At 68.6% G+C, this 20,455-nt stretch carries 16 protein-coding genes and 2 pseudogenes; 3 read left to right on the top strand and 15 right to left on the bottom strand.

Features of this window, described 5'->3' with window-relative positions; all coding sequences use genetic code 11:
- Positions 1-56 precede the first annotated feature (56 nt).
- From nuoN to ABZW96_RS12440, 15 genes and pseudogenes are all read right to left on the bottom strand, one after another.
- Entirely contained in the window at positions 57-1,682 is a 1,626-nt protein-coding gene (nuoN, locus tag ABZW96_RS12510) for an NADH-quinone oxidoreductase subunit NuoN (RefSeq protein WP_355074008.1), read from the bottom strand.
- Entirely contained in the window at positions 1,679-3,301 is a 1,623-nt protein-coding gene (locus tag ABZW96_RS12505; RefSeq protein WP_355074006.1) for an NADH-quinone oxidoreductase subunit M, read from the bottom strand. Before ABZW96_RS12505 ends, nuoN begins: the two co-directional genes overlap by 4 nt.
- Positions 3,298-5,184: an NADH-quinone oxidoreductase subunit L gene (gene nuoL, locus ABZW96_RS12500; RefSeq protein ID WP_355074004.1), complete on the bottom strand. Its 1,887-nt coding sequence runs from the start codon at positions 5,182-5,184 to the stop codon at positions 3,298-3,300. The genes ABZW96_RS12505 and nuoL overlap by 4 nt, the downstream gene beginning before the upstream one ends.
- Before the next feature lies 1 nt (position 5,185).
- Positions 5,186-5,485 (bottom strand): NADH-quinone oxidoreductase subunit NuoK, encoded by a 300-nt coding sequence (gene nuoK / locus ABZW96_RS12495; protein WP_355074002.1) that lies wholly within the window; start codon positions 5,483-5,485, stop codon positions 5,186-5,188.
- Positions 5,482-6,312, bottom strand: a complete 831-nt coding sequence (locus ABZW96_RS12490; protein WP_355074000.1) for an NADH-quinone oxidoreductase subunit J — start codon at positions 6,310-6,312, stop codon at positions 5,482-5,484. The genes nuoK and ABZW96_RS12490 overlap by 4 nt, the downstream gene beginning before the upstream one ends.
- Positions 6,309-6,893 (bottom strand): annotated as a pseudogene (gene nuoI / locus ABZW96_RS12485) (NADH-quinone oxidoreductase subunit NuoI); the annotation flags it as partial. The pseudogene nuoI and the gene ABZW96_RS12490, both read right to left, overlap by 4 nt.
- Before the next feature lie 6 nt (positions 6,894-6,899).
- Positions 6,900-8,177: pseudogene (nuoH, locus tag ABZW96_RS12480) on the bottom strand (NADH-quinone oxidoreductase subunit NuoH); the annotation flags it as partial.
- Positions 8,178-8,193: 16 nt separating this feature from the next.
- Positions 8,194-10,731: an NADH-quinone oxidoreductase subunit G gene (locus ABZW96_RS12475; RefSeq protein WP_355073998.1), complete on the bottom strand. Its 2,538-nt coding sequence runs from the start codon at positions 10,729-10,731 to the stop codon at positions 8,194-8,196.
- The gene (gene nuoF / locus ABZW96_RS12470; protein ID WP_355073997.1) at positions 10,728-12,050 is read right to left on the bottom strand and encodes an NADH-quinone oxidoreductase subunit NuoF; all 1,323 of its coding nucleotides are present in this window, start codon (positions 12,048-12,050) and stop codon (positions 10,728-10,730) included. The genes ABZW96_RS12475 and nuoF overlap by 4 nt, the downstream gene beginning before the upstream one ends.
- Positions 12,047-12,814, bottom strand: a complete 768-nt coding sequence (gene nuoE, locus ABZW96_RS12465) for an NADH-quinone oxidoreductase subunit NuoE (RefSeq protein ID WP_355073996.1) — start codon at positions 12,812-12,814, stop codon at positions 12,047-12,049. Before nuoE ends, nuoF begins: the two co-directional genes overlap by 4 nt.
- A complete protein-coding gene (gene nuoD, locus ABZW96_RS12460; RefSeq protein ID WP_355073995.1) occupies positions 12,811-14,136 on the bottom strand; it encodes an NADH dehydrogenase (quinone) subunit D in 1,326 nt (441 codons plus the stop codon). The genes nuoE and nuoD overlap by 4 nt, the downstream gene beginning before the upstream one ends.
- Positions 14,136-14,912, bottom strand: a complete 777-nt coding sequence (locus tag ABZW96_RS12455) for an NADH-quinone oxidoreductase subunit C (protein ID WP_355073993.1) — start codon at positions 14,910-14,912, stop codon at positions 14,136-14,138. Before ABZW96_RS12455 ends, nuoD begins: the two co-directional genes overlap by 1 nt.
- Positions 14,909-15,463 carry an NADH-quinone oxidoreductase subunit B gene (locus ABZW96_RS12450; RefSeq protein ID WP_040866749.1) on the bottom strand — a complete coding sequence of 185 codons (555 nt, stop codon included), beginning with the start codon at positions 15,461-15,463 and terminating at the stop codon, positions 14,909-14,911. Before ABZW96_RS12450 ends, ABZW96_RS12455 begins: the two co-directional genes overlap by 4 nt.
- Positions 15,464-15,514: 51 nt before the next feature.
- Entirely contained in the window at positions 15,515-15,895 is a 381-nt protein-coding gene (locus ABZW96_RS12445; protein ID WP_067807371.1) for an NADH-quinone oxidoreductase subunit A, read from the bottom strand.
- Between the two features lie 467 nt (positions 15,896-16,362).
- Complete coding sequence (locus ABZW96_RS12440) at positions 16,363-16,782, bottom strand: hypothetical protein (protein ID WP_355073991.1); 420 nt, start codon at positions 16,780-16,782, stop codon at positions 16,363-16,365.
- Positions 16,783-16,923: 141 nt separating this feature from the next.
- Between ABZW96_RS12440 and ABZW96_RS12435 the strand changes: the two genes are divergently transcribed.
- The 3 genes from ABZW96_RS12435 to ABZW96_RS12425 are packed head-to-tail and all read left to right on the top strand — an operon-like array spanning position 16,924 to position 20,453.
- Positions 16,924-18,465 (top strand): hypothetical protein, encoded by a 1,542-nt coding sequence (locus ABZW96_RS12435; protein ID WP_355073990.1) that lies wholly within the window; start codon positions 16,924-16,926, stop codon positions 18,463-18,465.
- Positions 18,466-18,468: 3 nt separating this feature from the next.
- Complete coding sequence (locus tag ABZW96_RS12430; protein WP_355073988.1) at positions 18,469-18,912, top strand: hypothetical protein; 444 nt, start codon at positions 18,469-18,471, stop codon at positions 18,910-18,912.
- Positions 18,909-20,453 carry an FHA domain-containing protein gene (locus ABZW96_RS12425; RefSeq protein WP_355073986.1) on the top strand — a complete coding sequence of 515 codons (1,545 nt, stop codon included), beginning with the start codon at positions 18,909-18,911 and terminating at the stop codon, positions 20,451-20,453. The genes ABZW96_RS12430 and ABZW96_RS12425 overlap by 4 nt, the downstream gene beginning before the upstream one ends.
- Positions 20,454-20,455: the final 2 nt, after the last annotated feature.

Here is a 20,455-nt window from a genome sequence, read left to right as displayed (position 1 = left end):
CGCGTCGAGCCGTGAGACGACGATGCCGCGGCGGTCGTGCGGCGGCATCGGGCCGGTCAGCGAACGAACGTCGCCGCCTGATCGGCGAGGTCGAGCAACGGCTGCGGAAAGACACCGAGCGCGAACGTGATCGCCGCGGTGACCGCCACGATCGTCGTCGTCAGCGGCGGGCTGACCAGCACCGGCGCGTCGGCGGGCGGGTCGGTGAAGAACATGAGCACGATGACCCGCAGGTAGAAGAACGCCGCGACGGCGCTGCAGATCACGCCGATGACGACCAGTGGCGCAGCGCCGCCCGAAGCGGCGGCTTCGAAGACGGTGAACTTGCTGACGAAGCCGCTGGTGAGCGGCAACCCCGCGAAGGAAAGCAGGAACAGCGCGAATACCGTTGCCAGCCAGGGGGATCTGCGGCCCAGCCCCGCCCACCGTGGCAGGCCGGTGGCCTCGTCACCGTCCGGCTCACGGACCGAGCTGACCACCGCGAACGCGCCGAGTGTGCCGATTCCGTAGGCCAGCAGATAGAACAGCACGGCCGCGACACCGCGGTCGTTGGCCGCCACCGGGCCGGTGAGCAGGAACCCGGCATGCGCCACCGAGGAATACGCGAGCATTCGTTTGACGTCGGTCTGCGTGATCGCCATGACCGCGCCGACGGCCATGGTGGCGATCGCGACGGCCGCGAGGATGGGCCGCCAGTCGTCGCGCAGACCGGGCACCGCGACCTGCAGCACACGCACCAACGCGCCGACCGCCGCGATTTTGGTAGCGGCGGCCATGAACCCGGTGATCGCGGTGGGAGCGCCCTGGTAGACGTCGGGCACCCAGGACTGGAACGGCACCGCGCCGATCTTGAACAGCAGGCCGACCGCGAGCATCGCGATCCCGAGGACCGCCAGCGTCGCGTTGTCCGGATGCTGGGCGATCGCGTCGGCGATGCCGCCGAGTCGCACCGTAGCCGCCTGGCCGTACAGCAGCGCGACGCCGTAGAGGAAGAACGCCGAGGAGAACGCGCCGAGCAGGAAGTACTTCAGCGCCGCCTCTTGGGAGAGCAACCGCTTGCGCCGGGCCAGACCGCACAGCAGATACAGCGGCAGCGACAGCACTTCGAGGGCGACGAACATGGTCAGCAGGTCATTGGACGCCGGGAACAGCAGCAATCCGCCGACGGCCAACAGCGTCAGGGGGAACACCTCGGTGGTCGCGACACCCGCGCGCAGCGCCGCGGCTTCGGTCGCGCTGCCGGGCACCGCCGAGGCCTGGGGCGTGAACGCGTCCACACCGCGTTCGAGGGTGGCGGCGGCTCGGCTCCAGGTTCCGGGGCCCGACCGCGCCCGCAGACGCGGCTCGGCTCCGCGCTCGGCGATGAACAGGATCCCGAGCAGCGACACCACCAGGATCGTGCCCTGCAGGAACAGCGTCACGCCGTCGATCGCGACCGCACCGGCGACAGCGGTGGATTCGGTGCCCGCCAGCAGCACCACCGCGATCAGCGCGGCGACCAAGCCGCCCACGCTCAGTACCAGATGGGTGGCATAGCGGTAGTGCCGGGCGACGAACGCTTCGGCCAGTACACCGAGGACGGCGGCGCCGAACACGATGAGCATGGGGGACAGGGCGCCGTATTCGATGCTCGGCGCGGGAACGCTCGCGGCGAGCGTCGCGGTGGAGGCGAGGTCGGTCATTTGTGGACACCTCCGGGATGGTGGGTCGATCCCGCTTCCGCCGGTGGTGTCGACGGTGCGGGGTCGGTCCGGCCGATGGTGGTGAGGGTCTGGCTCACCGCGGGATTGATGAAGTCGGTCAAGACTTTCGGGTAGATGCCGAGGAACAGCAGCGCGGCGATCAGCGGTATCACGACGGCGAGTTCGCGCGGGGCGAGATCCCAGATCCGCTCGTTGCCTTTCTTCACCGGTCCGGTCATCATCCGCTGGTAGAGCCACAGGACGTAGAGGGCAGCGAGCACCAGCGCGCTCGCGGCGATCACGGCGGCGAACTGGTAGCGGGTGAAGGTACCGATCAGCACGAGGAATTCGCTGACGAAGGGTGCGAGCCCGGGTAGCGAGAGCGTCGCGAGACCGGCGATGAAGAACGTGCCCGCCAGCACCGGGGCCACCCTCTGCACGCCGCCGTACTCGGCGATGAGCCGGGTTCCGCGCCGCGACACCAGGAACCCGGCCACCAGGAACAGTGCGGCGGTGGAGATGCCGTGATTGACCATGTACAGCGTCGCGCCGGTCTGCCCCTGGCTGGTCATGGCGAAGACGCCGAGGATGATGAAACCGAAGTGGGAGATCGAGGTGTAGGCGATCAGGCGCATCACGTCGGTCTGCCCGATGGCCAGCAGCGCGCCGTAGACGATGCCGATCACCGCGAGCGTGATCACCAGCGGCGCATAGGTGCTCGACGCGTCGGGGAACAGGGGCAGGCAGTAGCGCAGCATGCCGAAGGTGCCCACTTTGTCGACCACCGCCATCATCAGCACCGCGCTGGAAGGCGTGGCGGCGACGGCGGCGTCGGGCAGCCAGGTGTGCAGCGGCCACAAGGGCGCCTTCACCGCGAAAGCGAACATGAACCCGAGGAACAGGGCATTGAGCACCGCGGGACCCGCGCCGAGCTGCCCGGCGTTGGCGGCGGCGACGACGGTGCGGAAATCGAACGTGCCCGAGGACCCTTCGCCCAAACCTTCGCGGGCGGTGAGTACGTACAACCCGATGACCGCGGCCAGCATGATCAGCCCGCCGAACAGGTTGTACAGCAAGAACTTCACCGCCGCGCGCGAGCGCTGCCTGCGCACCAGCGCGTCGCCGGTGCGCGGCCCGAACCCGCCGATGAGGAAGTACATCGGGATGAGCATCGCCTCGAAGAAGACGTAGAACAGCAGGATGTCCAAGGCGACGAAGGAGACCAGCACCATCGCCTCGACAAGCATGATGAGCGCGACGTAGGTGTGGGCCACCCGCTTGCCGCTGCCGACTTCGCGTTCGTCGTGCCAGCCCGCCAGGATCAGCAGGGGCACCAGTGCCGCGGTCAGCAGCACCAGCACCAGTGCGATGCCGTCCAGTCCGAGGGTGTAGCCGGCGCCGAACGCCGGAATCCACTGATGGGATTCGACGAACTGGTATTGCGCGCCGCCGGGATCGAAGCGCACCGCCAGCGCGATGCCGATACCTAGCGTGAGCACCGAGAAGGCCAGTGCCACCGCGCGCGCGAGCGTGCGTCGCGCGGCGGGCAGCACGAGCACGATCGCCGCACCGACGACCGGCGCCAGCCACAGCGTTGTCAACCAGGGGAACTCGCTCACCACAACCTCACCGCCAGCAGGGCTGCGGCCACCAGGGCCGCGCCGGTGAACATGGACAGGGCATAGGAGCGCACAAAGCCTGACTGCACACGCCGGGCTCGTGCGGACAACCCGCCGATCAGCGCCGCGGTGCCGTTCACGACGCCGTCGATGCCGCGATTGTCTAGGAAGACCAACGCCCGGGTGAGGTACTGTCCCGGCCGCATGAACGCCGTTTCGTTGACCGCGTCGCCGTAGAGGTCGCGGCGCGCCGCGACGGTGAGCGCGGAGACGGCTTCGGGTGCGGTCCCGGGGATGTCGCGCTGCGCGTATTGCGAGTAGGCCACCCAGACTCCGACGGCGACCACGCCCAGCGCCAGGATGGTGACCAGCGCCGCGGGAACGGTTTCGGTGCCGTGGTGGGCGCCCACGACCGGTTCGAGCCAGTTCTGCAGCGAGGAGCCGAAGACGAACACCGCGCCCGCCCCGATCGAGCCGAGGGCGAGCAGGATCATCGGCCCGGTCATCACCGCGGGGGCTTCGTGCGGGTGGGTGTCCGGTTTCCAGCGCCGTTCGCCGAAGAACGTCATCAGCATGACCCGCGTCATGTAGAACGCGGTCAGTCCCGCGCCCAGCAGCGTGACCAGTCCCAAGGCGACTCCACCGAGACCGCCTTGGTTGAACGCCGCCTCGATGATCCGGTCTTTGGAGAAGAATCCGGCGAACGGCGGAACACCGATGATGGCGAGGTAGCCGAGGCCGAAGGTGACGTAGGTGATCGGCAGCAGGGTGCGCAGTCCGCCGTAGCGGCGCATGTCGGTTTCGTCGTTCATCGCGTGCATCACCGAACCGGCGCCGAGGAACAGCCCGGCCTTGAAGAACCCGTGGGTGAGCAGATGCATGATGGCGAAGGCGTATCCGGCGGGGCCGAGTCCGGCGGCCAGCACCATGTAGCCGATCTGGCTCATGGTGGAGGCGGCGAGCGCCTTCTTGATGTCGTCCTTCGCGCAGCCGATGATCGCGCCGAACAGCAGGGTGACCGCGCCGACCAGCACCACGCCGAGGCGCGCGTTCGGTGCGAGGTCGAAGATCGCGTTGGAGCGCGCGATCAGGTACACGCCCGCGGTGACCATGGTTGCCGCGTGGATGAGCGCCGACACCGGGGTGGGGCCTTCCATCGCGTCACCGAGCCAGGATTGCAGCGGCACCTGCGCGGACTTGCCGCACGCGGCCAGCAACAGCAACAGGCCGATCGCGGTGAGTGTGCCCTCGCCCGCGGCGGACGCGGCGCCGAACACGACGTCGAAGTCGATCGACCCGAACGTCGCGAACATGACCATCATCGCGATCGCCAAGCCCATGTCGCCGACCCGGTTGACGACGAAGGCCTTTTTGGCCGCCGTTGCCGCCGAGGGCTTTTCGTGCCAGAACCCGATCAGCAGGTAGGAGGCCAGGCCGACGCCCTCCCAGCCGAGGTAGAGCACGAGGTAGTTGTTCGCCAGGACCAGCAGCAGCATGGCCGCGAGGAAGAGGTTCAGGTAGGCGAAGAACCGCCGCCGAGCCGGATCGTGGCTCATGTAGCCGATCGAGTAGATGTGGATCAACGAGCCGACGCCGGTGATCAGCAGCGCGAAACAGATCGACAGCTGATCGAGTCGCAGCGAGAAGTCGACCTGGAGACCGGCTACCGGAACCCAGCTGAACAGATCCTCGCGCACCGCGCGGTCGGCGGTGTCGCGCTCGAGCATGTCGGCGAACGCGAGCGCGGCGACCACGAATGAGGCCAGGGCCAGCGCGGTGCCGAGCAGATGGCCCCACTTGTCGGCGTAACGTCCGGTCAGCAGCAGGACGATCGCGCCCGCCAGGGGGAGGGCGGGCAGCAGCCACAGCGTTGCGGTGTCCACGTCAGAACTTCAGCAGGTTGGCGTCGTCGACCGAGGTCGAGCGGCGGGTGCGGAAGATGGTCATGATGATGGCCAGGCCGACCACCACCTCGGCCGCGGCGACCACCATCGTGAAGAACGCGAACACCTGTCCGTCGAGGTTGGCGTGCATCCGGGCGAAGGTGACGAACGCGAGGTTCACCGCGTTGAGCATCAACTCGATGCACATGAACACGACGATGGCGTTGCGCCGCAGCAGCACTCCGGCCGCGCCGATCGTGAACAACAGGGCGGACAGGAACAGGTAGTTCTCGGGATTCACCGGTTGCCTTCCTCGTCGCTGGGTGTGTCGGCCGCGTCCGCCGCGGGCGTGGTGCCGACCGAGATGACGGCCGCTTCGGTGAGCGCCCTGGTGCGGCGGTGCCGCAGGATGGTGCTGACCGACAGTTCCTCGAACGACCCGTCGGGCAGCCGCGCGGGAATGTCCACCGCGTTGTGCCTGGCGTAGACGCCGGGGGTGGGCAGTGGTGTGGCGCGGTGGCCCTTCTCGCGGAAGCGGCGGCGCGACAGTTCACGCTGATCGGTGCGGGGGCCGAAGTGCTCGCGATGCGCGAGCACCATGGCGCCGATGGTGGCGGTGATCAGCAGGGCGCCGGTGAGTTCGAATGCCCACACGTAGCGCAGGAAGATCAGTTCGGCCAATTCGGCGATCACGTTGCGGCCGGGGAAACCGTTGGCGGGGAAGGTGGTTCCGGATTCGCGTACGCCGTGGGCGATGCCGCCGCTGAGCAGCAGCCCGAAGCCGATGCCGACCGCGGCGGCGGCGAGTCGCTGGCCGCGGATGGTCTCTTTGAGCGATTCGGCGGAGTCGACGCCGACGAGCATCAGCACGAACAGGAAAAGCATCATGACCGCGCCGGTGTAGACCACGATCTGCACGATGCCGAGGAACAGTGCGTCCTGGGCGATGTAGAACGCGGCCAGCGCGATCATCGTCGCGGCCAGGCACAGTGCGGAGTGCACGGCCTTGGGGGCGAACACCATGCCGAGCGCGCCGAGCACGGCGATAGGGGCGAGGATCCAGAATTGGACGGTCTCGCCGGTGGATGCGCGGGTCAGTGGCTCCGCGGCCAGGATGAGTTCGGTCATCGTGTCACTCCTTCCGCGCCGGCGGCGGCGGGTTTGCGGAGTGCGTCGGTCGCCGTGGCACCGCTGGTGGCAGGCGCGCCGGGCACCCGGCCCAGGTAGTAGTCGGCCTCGTCGGCGCCGGGGTGCATGGCGTGCGGCGGTGGGGTCATTCCGGGCTGCAACGGGGCGAGCAATCGGTCCTTCTCGTAGATCAGGTCGGCCCGGTTGTCATCGGTCATCTCGTAGTCGTTGGTCATCGTCAGCGCCCGGGTGGGGCAGGCTTCGATGCACAGGCCGCAGCCGATGCAGCGCAGGTAGTTGATCTGATAGACCCGGCCGTATCGTTCACCGGGCGAGAACCGTTCGGTCTCGGTGTTGTCGGCGCCCTCGACGTAGATCGCGTCGGCGGGGCAGGCCCATGCGCACAACTCACAGCCGATGCACTTCTCCAAGCCGTCGGGATGCCGGTTGAGCTGGTGTCTGCCGTGGTAACGCGGCGCGGTCGGCGTCTTCTGCTCGGGATAGAACTCGGTGTTCGGCTTCTTGAACATGGTGCCCGCGGTGACCGCGAACCCGCCCAGTGGATCGAACAGCCCGGCTTTGGTGCGGGTGGCGTCGCGTGTGTGCGCGTCGGCGGGCAGCGGCGGAACCGGGAAGCCGAGGAAGACCGTCGACTCGGGGGAATCCGCGGTCACGGGTTGCTCGACCGGTGGCGGCGCCGCCTGCGCCCGGCCCGCCCGCAGGAATTGCAGCACCAGCAGACCGGTGACCACCAAGCCGCCGATCACCAGGATGGGGGTTTGCACCCGATAGCCCTCGGCCTGCAGCACCCGTGCGGTGGCCACCACCATGACCCAAGCCAGCGAGGTCGGGATCAGCAGTTTCCAACCGAGGTTCATGAACTGGTCGTAGCGCAGCCGGGGCAGTGTGCCGCGCAGCCAGATGAACACGAACAGGAACGTCCAGACCTTCGCGGTGAACCACAGCACCGGCCACCAACCGGAATTGGCGCCGTCCCACATGTTCAGCGGCCACGGGGCGTGCCAGCCACCCAGGAACAAGGTGGTGGCCAGCGCGGACACCGTTCCCATGTTGACGTACTCGGCCAGCATGAACATGGCGAACTTGAGCGAGGAGTACTCGGTGTGGAAGCCGCCGACCAGCTCGCCCTCGGCCTCCGGCAGGTCGAACGGCGCCCGGTTGGTCTCGCCGACCATCGAGACGCAGTAGATCAGGAACGACGGCAGCAGCAGGAAGACATACCAGGTGCCTTCCTGCGCGGACACGATGCCGGAGGTGGCCATGGTGCCCGCGAGCAGGAACACCGTCGCGAAGCACAGCGCCATCGCGATCTCATAGGAGATGACCTGCGCGGTCGAGCGCAACCCGCCCAGCAGCGGATAGGTCGAGCCCGACGACCATCCGGCCAGCACGATGCCGTAGACGCCGATGGAGGTGATCGCGAGGATGTACAGCACCGCCACCGGCAGATCGGTGAGCTGCAACGGCGTGATGACACCGAAGAACGACACCTCGGGCCCGAAGGGGATCACCGCGAACGCCATGAAGGCGGGCACCACCGAGATGACCGGCGCCAGGATGTAGATCGGCTTGTCCACGATCGCCGGGACGATGTCCTCCTTGAGGGCCATCTTCACGCCGTCGGCGATGCTCTGCAACGAGCCGAACGGCCCGGTCCGGTTGGGGCCGATCCGCATTTGCATGCGTGCCACGATCTTTCGTTCCGCGAGCACGGCGATCAGCGGAATCAGCATCAGGTAGACGAAGACGGCCAGCGCCTTGACGATCACCAGCCACAAAGGGTCGTGCCCGAAGCCGGAGGGCGCGTAGGGATCGGAGGCGGCGTGGGTAACCGTGGAGGTCAAGGCGAGCGCGGCGAGATCACTCATGACGGTGCTCCTTCATCCTCTCGTCGGCGTGCCGCAGATGCACGATCGCGCCGGGCTGCACGGCGAGTTGCTCGGCGATGGAGCAGCCGGGCGAGTGCTGCGGCAGCCAGACCACCCGGTCGGGCAGGTCGCTGATCATCAGGGGGAGCGTGACCGTGCCGCGGCTGGTCGCGACCGTGACCGGGTCGTCGGGTTGTACGCCGATCTCGGCGGCGGTGGCCGCCGACAGGCGCACCACCGGGGGCCGGGCGATGCCGGCCAGATTCGGTTCGCCGTCCTGCATCCGGCCTTCGTCCAGCAGCATGCGCCAACTGGCGAGCACCGCCGTTCCCGGCTCGAGCCGCGGCAACGGGTTCGGCGCGTGCGTGGGGGCGGTGACGGGTGCGCCGTCCCACGCGCCGAGTTCGGCGAGCTCGGCGCGGGCGGATTCGATGTCGGGCAGGCCGAGGCGCACCGACATCTCCTCGGCGATGGCGTGCAGCACGCGCTGATCCGACAGCGGCGCGGTCTGGCGGCGCACCATGTCGTCACCGAGCGCGGCGGCGAACGGGCGCGGCCTGCCCTCCCAGGTGCGGAAGGTGCCGGACTTCTCCATGGCCGCGGCTACCGGGAAGACCACGTCGGCGCGTTCGGTGACCGGGCTGCGGCGCAGTTCCAGACTTACCACGAACCTGGCCGCGTCGATCGCGGCCAGCGCTGCGGCCGGATCGGGCAGGTCGGCGACATCGACTCCGCCGATGACCAGCGCGCCGAGGCCGGAGGCGGCCTCCAGGATCGCGGTGGTGTCCCGGCCCGCGCCGACGGGCAGCTCCGGCACGTTCCAGACAGCGCGGACCTGTTGGCGGGCACGGGGATCGGCGACGGGCCTGCCGCCGGGAAGCAGGCCGGGCATGGCGCCCGCTTCGACCGCGCCACGTTCGCCTGCCCGGCGCGGCACCCAGGCGAGGGCGGCCGCGGTTTCGTCGGCGAGGCGCACCGCGGCCGACAGCGCGCCCGCGACGCCCGCCATCCGCTCGCCGACCATGATCACCGCACCGGGTTCGCGCAGCAGCCGGGCCAGATCGGCCAGCTGGGCGGGATCCGCGCCGGGCGTGGTGATCTCGCCGGTGCGGATGGCGTCGAGCAGATGCGGTTCGGCGCCCGGCACGGCGCGCATCAGCCGTCCGGACATGCGCTCGAGCCCGCGCGAGGAGTACGGCGCGAGCGAGTAGATCGGCAGGCCGCGCTTGCGGGCCGCCTTGCGCAGCCGCAGGTAGACGATCGGCGATTCTTCCTCGGGTTCGAATCCGACGAGCAGGACGACCGGTGCGGCTTCCATGCTGTCGTAGGTGACCGCGCCGTCCTGGCCCGCGACGCGGGCGGCGAGGAAATCGGCCTCCTCGGCAGAATGCGCGCGGGAGCGGAAGTCGACATCGTTGGTGCCGAGGGCGACTCGCGCGAACTTCGCGTAGGCGTAGGCGTCCTCCTCGGTGACCCGGCCGCCGACCAGCACGCCGGCGTTGCCGAAGGACGCGGCCAGCCCCTCCGCGGCCGCGGCCAGCGCTTGCGACCACGAGGCGGGGGCGAGTTCGCCGTCCCAGCCGCGCACCAGGGGGGTGGTGAGCCGGTCGGGTCCGGTGGCGTAGGCGAAAGCCCACCGGCCCTTGTCGCAGTTCCACTCCTCGTTGACCTGCGGATCGTCTCCGGCCAGCCTGCGCAACACCTTGCCGCGCCGGTGGTCGGTGCGCTGGGCGCAGCCGGAGGCACAGTGCTCGCAGACGTTCGGGCTGGACACCAGGTCGAACGGGCGCGCGCGGAATCGGTAGGCGGTGCCGGTGAGCGCGCCGACGGGGCAGATCTGCACGGTGTTGCCGGAGAAATAAGAATCCAGCGGTTCGGCCTGCGCGGTGCCGACCTGTTGCAGCGCGCCGCGATCCATCAGTTCGATGAACGGGTCGCCCGCGATCTGCTGGGAGAAACGGGTGCAGCGGGCGCAGAGTACACAGCGTTCCCGGTCCAGCAGCACGGCCGTGGACAGCGGAATCGGTTTGGGATAGGTGCGTTTGCGGCCGTCGAACCGGCTTTCGGCGCGGCCGGTGGACATCGCCTGGTTCTGCAACGGGCACTCGCCGCCCTTGTCGCACACCGGACAGTCCAGCGGATGGTTGATCAGCAGCAGCTCCATCACGCCCTCCTGCGCCTTGTCGGCGGCGGGGGAGGTGAGCTGGGTGCGCACCACCATGCCGTCGGCGACGGCCATGGTGCAGGAGGCGACCGGCTTGCGCTGCCCTTCGACTTCGACCAGGCATTGACGGCATGCGCCGACCGGGTCGAGCAGTGGATGGTCGCAGAAGCGGGGGATCTGGATGCCGATGAGCTCGGCGGCCCGGATCAGCAGTGTGCCGGGCGGCACGCTGACGGCGGTGTCGTCGATGGTCACGGTCACCAGGTCGGCGGGCGCGGGCCCGCCGTTGTTGTCACGCACGGCGGCAGGCCCGTTCGCCGCCCGGCCGCCACCCCTGATCGAATCGCTCCGCGATACCGGTTTCATCGGACCTCTTCTCCTGACTCGGCCCATGCCGTGCTGCGCGCCGGGTCGAACGGGCAGCGGCCCAGCCGCAGGTGTTCGACGTACTCCTCGCGGAAGTACTTCAGCGAGGAGATGATCGGGCTGGCCGCGCCGTCGCCGAGGGCGCAGAACGACTTGCCGTTGATGGTGTCGCTGATGTCGAGCAGCTTGTCCAGGTCGGATGCGACGCCGGTGCCCGCCTCGATACGGTGCAGCAGCTGCACCAGCCAGTAGGTGCCCTCCCGGCATGGGGTGCACTTGCCGCAGGACTCGTGGGCGTAGAACTCCGTCCAGCGCAGCACGGCGCGCACCACGCAGGTGGTGTCGTCGAAGATCTGCAAGGCTTTGGTGCCGAGCATGGATCCCGCACCCGCGACGCCTTCGTAGTCGAGCGGCACGTCGAGGTGTTCCTCGGTGAACAGCGGCGTGGACGAGCCGCCCGGAGTCCAGAACTTCACCCGATGCCCGGCGCGAACGCCACCGGCGTAGCCGAGTAGTTCGCGCAGCGTCACGCCCAGCGGGGCCTCGTACTGCCCGGGCCGGGTGACGTGACCCGACAGCGAATAGAGCGTGAAGCCGGGCGAGCGCTCGCTGCCCATGGAGCGGAACCACGCGATGCCGTTGCGGATGATGGGCGGCACGCTGGCGATGGACTCGACGTTGTTCACCACGGTCGGGCAGGCGTACAGACCCGCGACGGCGGGGAACGGCGGGCGCAGCCGAGGCTGGCCGCGGCGCCCTTCCAGCGAGTCCAGCAGTGCGGTCTCCTCACCGCAGATGTAGGCGCCCGCGCCCGCGTGCACGATCAGCTCGAGGTCGTAGCCGGAGCCGAGGATGTCATGACCGAGGAAGCCCGCCTGGTAGGCCTGGGCCACCGCGGCCTGTAGCCGCCGCAGCACTGGAACCACCTCGCCGCGCACGTAGATGAACGCGTGCGCCGCGCGGATGGCGTAGGCGGCGATGACGACGCCTTCGATCAGCGCGTGCGGGGCGGCCAGCATGAGCGGAATGTCTTTGCAGGTGCCTGGTTCCGATTCGTCGGCGTTCACCACCAAGTAGTGCGGTTTGGTGACGCCGTCGGGACCCGGCCCCTGCGGGATGAAACTCCATTTCATGCCGGTGGGGAAGCCCGCGCCGCCGCGCCCGCGCAGGCCCGCGTCCTTGACGGTCTGGATGATCTGATCCGGGTCCGTCCGCAGGGCGGTGCGCAGCGCCTGGTAGCCGTCGTGGCGCAGGTAGGTGTCCATCGTCCAGGACTGCGGATCGTCCCAGTAGGTGCTCAGCACCGGGGTGAGCGTCATCGCCTGCCCTCCGTGTCCTCTTCCGGCGCGGGGGCGCGCATGCCCTGTTCGCGGGCCACCCGCAGGCCGGCGAGTGTCGCGTCACCGGCCGCGCCGTCGAGCACACCGGGGCGCTCGTCGGGGAAACCGGCGAGGATGCGGGCGGTCTGCTTGAACGTGCACAGCGGCGCGCCCCTGGTCGGGGTGACCTGCTGTCCGGCTCGCAGCGCGTCCACCAGCGCCCGCGCGGACTCGGGGGTCTGGTTGTCGAAGAACTCCCAGTTGACCATGACGACCGGCGCGAAGTCGCAGGCCGCGTTGCACTCGACGTGCTCCAGCGTGATCGATCCGTCCGCGGTGGTCTCGCCGTGCCCGATGCCGAGGTGGCGCTCGAGTGCGGCGAGGATGGCGTCGCCGCCCATGACCGCGCAGAGCGTATTGGTGCAGACGCCGACGTGGTAGTCGCCGGTCGGTGTGCGCCGGAACATCGAGTAGAAGGTGGCGACCGCGGTGACTTCGGCGCCGGTCAAGCCCAATTGCTCGGCGCAGAACTCGATTCCGGTGCCGGTGACGCAACCCTCCTCGGACTGCACCAGGTGCAGCAGGGGCAGTAGCGCCGAGCGCGGATGCGGATAGCGCGCGATGATCTCCTTGGCGTCGGTTTCGAGCCGTTCGCGCACGAAGGGCTGGTACGGCTCGGGCCGGGCGCTGAGCTTCAGCAGGACCCGCGTGCCACCGGTCCCGTAGCCGCCGTTCGGGGTATCGCCGTCTGTTGCCGGGTTCATCGGTCCACTCCGCCCATGACGGGGTCGATGCTGGCGACCGAGGCGATGACGTCGGCGACCATGCCGCCCTCGCACATCGCCGCGACCGCTTGCAGATTGGTGAACGAGGGGTCGCGATAGTGCACGCGGTAGGGCCGGGTGCCGCCGTCGCTGACCATGTGCACGCCCAGCTCGCCGCGCGGTGACTCGACGGCCGCGTACACCTGGCCGGCCGGAACGCGGATGCCTTCGGTGACCAGCTTGAAATGGTGGATCAGGCCCTCCATGGACCTGCCCATGATCTTGCCGATGTGCTCGGGAGAGTTGCCGAGTCCGTCGGCGCCGAGTTGCAGGTCGGCGGGCCAGGCGATCTTCTTGTCGTCGATCATGACCGGGCCGGGCCGCAACCGGTCCAGGCACTGCTCGACGATCTTGAGCGATTCCTTCATCTCTTCCACCCGGATGACGTAGCGGCCGTAGCAGTCGCATCCGGTGGTGATGGGGACGTCGAATTCGTAATTCTCGTAGCCGCAGTAAGGCTGGGCTTTGCGCAGGTCGTGCGGCAGGCCGGTGGCGCGCAGCACCGGGCCGGTGATGCCGAGGGCCATGCAGCCCTGCAGGTCGAGATAGCCGATGTTCTGGGTGCGGGCCTTCCAGATCGGGTTGGCGGTGAGCAGGCGCTCCATATCGCGCAGCCGTTCGGGCAGCAGCGCGAGCAGTTCGCGCACCTTGGTGACGCCGTTGTCGGGGAGATCCTGAGCCAGGCCGCCGGGGCGGATGAACGCGTGATTCATCCGCAGGCCGGTGATCGTCTCGAACACGTCGAGGATCAGCTCGCGTTCGCGGAAGCCGAACAGCATCGGCGTCAACGCCCCGAGCTCCATGCCGCCGGTGGCCAGGGCGACCAGGTGCGAGGAGATGCGGTTGAGTTCCATCAGCAGCACACGGACGATCGTGGCGCGCTCGGGGATCTGCTCGGTGATGTCGAGCAGTTTCTCCACGCCAAGGCAGTACGCCGTCTCGTTGAAGAACGGCGACAGGTAGTCCATCCGGGTGACGAACGTGACGCCCTGGGTCCAGTTGCGGAATTCGAGATTCTTCTCGATCCCGGTGTGCAGGTAGCCGATTCCGCAGCGGGCCTCGGTGACCGTCTCGCCTTCGATCTCGAGGATCAGGCGCAGCACACCATGGGTGGACGGATGCTGCGGACCCATGTTGACGACGATGCGTTCTTCGCCCGCGCCGGACAACGTCTCGGCCACCTGGTCCCAGTCCTGGCCTCCGACGGTGACCGTGGCGGGCTCGGGCGCGGTGACCTCGGGTTCGGTGTCGGTGTCGCTCATCAGCTGTATGCCCTCCGCTCGTCGGGCGGCGGGATGCGCGCGCCCTTGTATTCGACCGGGATCCCGCCGAGCGGGTAGTCCTTGCGCTGGGGGTGACCGCGCCAGTCGTCCGGCATGGTGATCCGGGTCAGCGAGGGGTGCCCGTCGAACCGGATGCCGAAGAAGTCGTAGGTCTCGCGCTCATGCCAGTCGGTGGTCGGATACACCTCGTAGAGCGAGGGGATGTGCGGGTCCGCGTCCGGTGCGGAGACCTCCACCCGTAGACGGCGGTTGTGCGTGATCGACATGAGGTGGTAGACGGCGTGCAGTTCACGGCCGGAGTCCTCCGGGTAGTGCACGCCGTCGACGCCGAGGCAGAGCTCGAATCGCAGTGCGGGATCGTCGCGCAACGCGCGGGCCACCGTGGGCAGATGTTCCCGGCGCACGTGCAGCGTGAGTTCGCCACGGAAGACGATCACCTTCTCGAGCGCGGCGTCGGAGCGGGCGCCGGTGGCGGCGAGCGCGGCGTGGAGCGCGGCGACCAACTCGTCGAAGTACCCGCCGTAGGGGGCGGGCGTGCCGCCGGGCAGGGTGACGGGGCGGACCAGGCGGCCGTAGCCGGAAGTGTCGCCGGTGCCGGTGACGCCGAACATGCCGCGGCGCACGCCGATCACGTCGGCCTCCGCCGGCCTGGAATCCTCCTCGGGCAGTGTGCCTTCGGGGCCCGCGGTGGCGGCGGCATCGATCGCGTCGTGCGCGGGCGGTGTTTCGGTGTCGTCGGGGGTGTCGAAGGTCATCGCAGCAGACCCTCCATCCGGATTGTCGGCGTCGAGGCGAGCGCGGCCTGTTCGGCGGCGCGAATGGCTTCCTCGCGGTTGACGCCGAGCGGCATCTGTTGAATCTTGGCGTGCAATGCCAGGATCGCGTTCAGCAGCATCTCCGGCCGGGGCGGGCAGCCGGGCAGGTAGATGTCCACCGGCACCACGTGATCGACGCCCTGCACGATGGCGTAGTTGTTGAACATCCCGCCGGAGGAGGCGCAGACGCCCATCGCCAGCACCCATTTGGGTTCGGTCATCTGGTCGTAGACCTGGCGCAGCACCGGAGCCATCTTCTGACTCACCCGGCCCGCGACGATCATCAGATCGGCCTGCCGCGGCGAGGCGCGGAAGGCCTCCATGCCGAAGCGGGCGATGTCGAAACGGCCCCCGCCGGTGGCCATCATCTCGATGGCGCAGCAGGCGAGCCCGAAGGTGGCCGGCCACAGGGAGCCCTTGCGCAGGTATCCGGCGAAATCCTCGACGGTGCTCAGCAGGAAGCCGCTGGGCAGTTTTTCCTCGAGACCCATGTTCTACTGACTCGCTTCCACTCGTCGGCTACGAATTCGGCTGCGCGGTGGTCAGTCCCAGCTGAGCCCACCCCGTCGCCATTCGTAGGCGTAGGCCACCGAGACGTTGACGATGAACAACGCCATCGCGGCCAGACCGAAGAGACCGAGCGCATCGAAGTGGACTGCCCACGGGTAGAGGAACACGATCTCGATGTCGAAGATGATGAACAACATGGCGGTGAGGTAGTACTTAACCGGAAAGCGTTGCCCGGTAACGTTTCCCGGTCCGCCCGCCACGGCATGCGGCGTGGGTTCGATACCGCATTCGTAGGGTTCCAGCTTTGCCCGGTTTCGTCGTTTCGGGCCGACCAGGGCGGACAGGACGATGGAGAACAGCGCGAACGCCGCCGCGATCGCGCCGAGTACGAGTGTCGGCACCTCGATGTTCACGACTGCACTTCCCCTCCTTGCGAGCGGCAGCTGACAACAGCGTCCGAGGCGGGCTGACGTCGTTGTCCGCCTCGGCCAGACTCGCCCCTCGGCTCCACCCGGGGACGGTCATTACCGGACCCATCTCCGTGTGAGGTAGGGCACAGCCTACAACTGAACCGGCGGCCTGCACCGCGTTTGGCGACGGCTTTTGATCGAATTCAGTACAAGCATTTATGACCGAAACGGTGGTAATCCGCGCGAGGGTTCCGCACCGTTGGGTGAACGGTCAGTTGGAAACGTCGGGGTGTCGGATACGGCGACGTCAAATGTGGTCCCGAGCGGGTTCGCAGTCGGAAAAGGCGACAAACTGCGCGGCGAACAACGGCGCCGAGGGGCGGCGCGGTCAAGGGCCGCTTACCGGCGGTCCGGGCGCGGCGGCCCGCCCGGGTGAATTAATTCATGATCGCTATGAATCGCTGGGGGGTTCAGGCCGCGGAGCGGCTGCGCAGCAGAGCCACGACGGCCTCGGTGAGCCGGAGCGGATCGATGGGATGCGCCACCGCTGCCTCCGCGCGCGACCAGCTGGCAAGCCATGCGTCGTCGGCCCTGCCGGTGAGCACCAGCAGCGGCGGGCACGGATCGACTTCGTCCTTCAACTGCTTCGCGATGCCGAGCCCGCCGACGGGGGCGGCCTCGCCGTCGAGCACGGCCAAGTCGATGCCACCGGCGTCCAGCTGCGCGATCACCACGGGAGCGGTGGCGACCTCCAGGTACTCGAACTCCGGTAGCTCTGCGCTCGGACGCTTGCCCAAGGCCTGGATCACCTGGCGCCTGGTGTCGGCGTCGTTGCTGTACACGAGGACCCGCAGTGGGGTGGAACGAGTGGAATCGGCCACGAACGGCATGGTACGTCCGCGAGGGCATACCGCGTGGCAGGTTCGGCGCAGATGGTTCACACGCGTCGTGCGCGGCGCGTCACCAGTGCGGTCGTCCGGCGAAAGCCGATGGCAAGCAGTTGATAAGGATCTGCCGGTAAAGTCCGGCCAATGCGGGGAGATATCACGCAGGCCCTCGTCGACACCGACGTATGGACCGATGAAATGCTCGGCAGCGCCGGGATTCCGGTGTTCGACGTACCGTTCGTGACCATCGGCAGCGGGATCGGATCGTTCGTCACCTACGACACGCTCCGGATCTTCGGCGTGCCCGCCGAAGCGATGGCGGTGCTCGGTCCGCAGGAGCACCCGTGGACCTCCTACGAGTACCTCACCAGGGTGTCGCAGATCCCCCGTGGCGAACGCCTGCGCAGCGACTCGGCCTCCACGCCGGACAACATCTGGGGCTTTCCGTCCTACGCGGTGCGGGAGGCGATCGCGGACAAGTCGATCAAGCCGCTGTGGAACGTCTTCGTCGAGCCGATCTTCGCCAACTACTACACCCCGCGTGCGGGCCAGGCGTTCGCCTCCATGGAGCGGGAATTCCACCGCATCGGCTATGCCCGCTCGTTGCACCGCGGGCACGTGCGCATGGTCCGCAAGCGTAACGGCGGCGGATACTTCACCATCCTCACCCCGCCCGCGGGTTCGACGCCGACCAAGCGGGTCGCTTTCCGCAGCACATACGTCCATGTCGCCGTGGGCTATCCGGGGTTGAAGCTGCTGCCGGATCTGCAGGAGTATCGCGAGACCCATCGTGATCCGACCCGTGTGGTCAATGCCTACGAGCCGCATGAGCACGTCTACCAGGCGCTCCAGCGGCGGCCCGGGACGGTGCTGATCCGTGGCAGCGGGATCGTGGCCAGCCGCGTCCTGCAACGGCTCATCGACGACCGGGACAAATACCGGCTCGACACCCGTATCCTGCACCTGTTCCGCACGTATATCGCAGGCTCGCACGGCAAGAACATCTTCAGCAGGCGCAAGGGCGGCGACGGATGGGCCTACCAGGGTTTCAACTATCCGAAGTCGGTGTGGGGCGGTCAGCTCAAGCAGAAGGTGCGACGACTGCAAGGCGAGGAACGGGCGCGCGCGTACAAGGAGATCTCCGGCACCAACACCCCCATCCGCGACAACTGGCAGGAACAGTTGCGCCGTGGCCGCCGGGAGGGGTGGTACCAGGTGATGGCCGGCACGATGCGCGCTCCGCGTCCTGCCGCTGGACGGCAAGGCGTGGTCGCCACGATTCTTCCGGATTCCAGCGCGCCCTTGCCTTTTCCGCCGCCGACGCAACCGTTCGACACGACCGTCGACTACATCATCGACTGCACGGGGTTGGAAGCCGACGTCCGGGAGCACCGGCTGTTGGCAGACCTGCTCGACCACACCGGCGCGGGCCGTAATCCGCTCGGTCGGCTGGACGTGGACACGACTTTCGAGCTGATCGGCACCCGCAGCGGCACAGGACGGATATACGCCTCCGGCAGCGCGACGCTCGGCGGGCCGTTCGCCGGGGTGGACACCTTCCTCGGCTTGCAGATCGCCGCGCAGGAGATCGTCGACGACCTGGCCGCGGTCGGGTTCTGCCGCAGGATGGGGCCGCTGCGCTCGACGCGGCAATGGTGGCTGTGGGTTACGAACGAGAAGATCTGAGCGATGCTTCCTACCTTGAACGGGCGAATCCAGACCCGTCTGCTCGCGCTGAGCGTGATCGGCTTCGTCGTCGCGCTGCTCATCACCCCGTTCCTGCCGACCGGGTCCTCGAGCATCGGTCAGGCGTACCGGGTGACGTTGTCGGTGCTGCTGGCGACCGTTCTGGTCGGTGTGCTCTGGGAACTGCTCTACCACCTGCTCCAACAGTTCCGCTGGGAGAAGGACTGGCCGACCTTGTTCGGTCTGATCACCATCCTCAACGAGGGAGCGCTGATCTGGGTGCTCGTGCGCTACACCACGGTGGTGCTGCCCGAGCATCTGCGTCCGCCGCTCGCTGCCTTCCTCATCCAGTTCGTCGTCACATGGATCGCCTTCTGGCTCATCGTGAACGGGCCGATGCGGGTGGTCTTCCATCGGTGGCGCTTCCAAGGCGGCCGGTTCCTGTGAGCGCGCAGATCGAGGTGTTGCCCGGCGCCCACCTGGTGGCGAGCGCGAATGGCGCAGTCGTGGTCGTCGCGCACCGGGGCGACGGGCTCCTCACGGCGGACACGGTCGCTGCCCGCACGATGACGGCGCTGCTGGACATCGTGCGCGAAGCCGTCGCGCGCGACCGGCGCCGCAGCGGGCGCGCGGTGGCGCGACTGGCCACGACCTGGCTGATGGGCCTGTCCAACGGCGAGGAGGACGAAGTCGAATTCGGGGTGATCACGCCGGTGGACCAAGGTCTCGCGGTGTTCCTGCACGGTGGGGTCACCGCGGTGCTCGCCGGTCCGGGCCACACGGAGGTGCTGCGCGGCCGGGACGCCGGATTCACCGTCGACCGCATGGTGACGCCCGCACCCGGCAGCGGCGCCGGGTTGTTCGTGGACGAGGCGGGCTGGACCGCGGAATCGCTACCGGGGCGGGGGATTCTGTCGCTGGATGCGGGCGCCGCGCCAGGGTCCGGCGCGGTGCTGTGGTCGGGCGCGATCGGTGATGTGCCGGACGGCCACGGTGACGCCGAGTCCGCGCGGCGACCGCACGCCGGATCCGCGCCGCCATCTCCCGTCGAGCCCCGGCCGGAGCCGCCGCACGTCGCGCCACGACCGGCGGCCGAACCGCATCGCGTCGAGGATCGGCCGCCGATGCCGGATCAGATGCCGCAGCCGATTCGCACCGCCGGACCGCAAGCGATGCCGCAACCACACCGGCCGGGCGGGCAGGCTGGTTCCGAGGCGTCCGAAGCGCAACCACGGCGGGCGCCGAGCCTGCGGAAGGGCGAGGAGTCCGGCGATGCCGCGACGGAAGTCGATCTCCAAGCGCCGGCGCGGCGGGCCACGCCACCCGACGGCGTGACGCCTTCGGCGGCGCAGCCCGTACCACCGGCGCCGGACCAGAGCCCGGCGCGGCCCGCGCACCGCACCGATCGGGATCACGCGATCGCCAACGACGCGAATCTCGCCGAGACGATGGTTCCCTCGACCGGCGTCGTCGCCGACGCGCTCGGGTCGACCGGCTCGAACGCACTGGGACATCGCGTGATCGTGCCGGGTTTCCAATGCGCCCGGCATCATCACAACGATCCTCGGGTGTCGTTCTGCGCGGTCTGCGGGATCCGGATGGATCAGCTCACCTGCGTGCTCAGCGAAGGGGTGCGCCCACCGCTCGGTGTGTTGCTACTGGACGACGGCACGTCGTTCGTCCTGGACAGCGACTGCGTTCTCGGCCGCGAACCGGAGCATTCGGACGCGGTCGCGCGTGGTGCGCGCCCGGTGCGGCTGGAGGACAGCTCGGGCGGAATGTCGCGGGCGCATGCGGAGATCCGCCTCGTCGACTGGGATGTCACGGTCGTGGACGGCGGTTCCACCAACGGCACCCACATCCGTCATCCCGGACGCCAGGACTGGGTCCGAGCGGTCCCCGGCCAGCCGATCGCCCTCGCACCCGGAGCCCAGATCCAACTGGGCGGCCGCGTGCTCACCTTCGACTCCCAGCACGGCCAGCTGTAGCC

This window comes from Nocardia sp. NPDC004168, from assembly GCF_040610355.1.
GTDB lineage: Bacteria > Actinomycetota > Actinomycetes > Mycobacteriales > Mycobacteriaceae > Nocardia > Nocardia sichangensis.
This window is presented reverse-complemented; position numbering and strand designations above follow the sequence as displayed.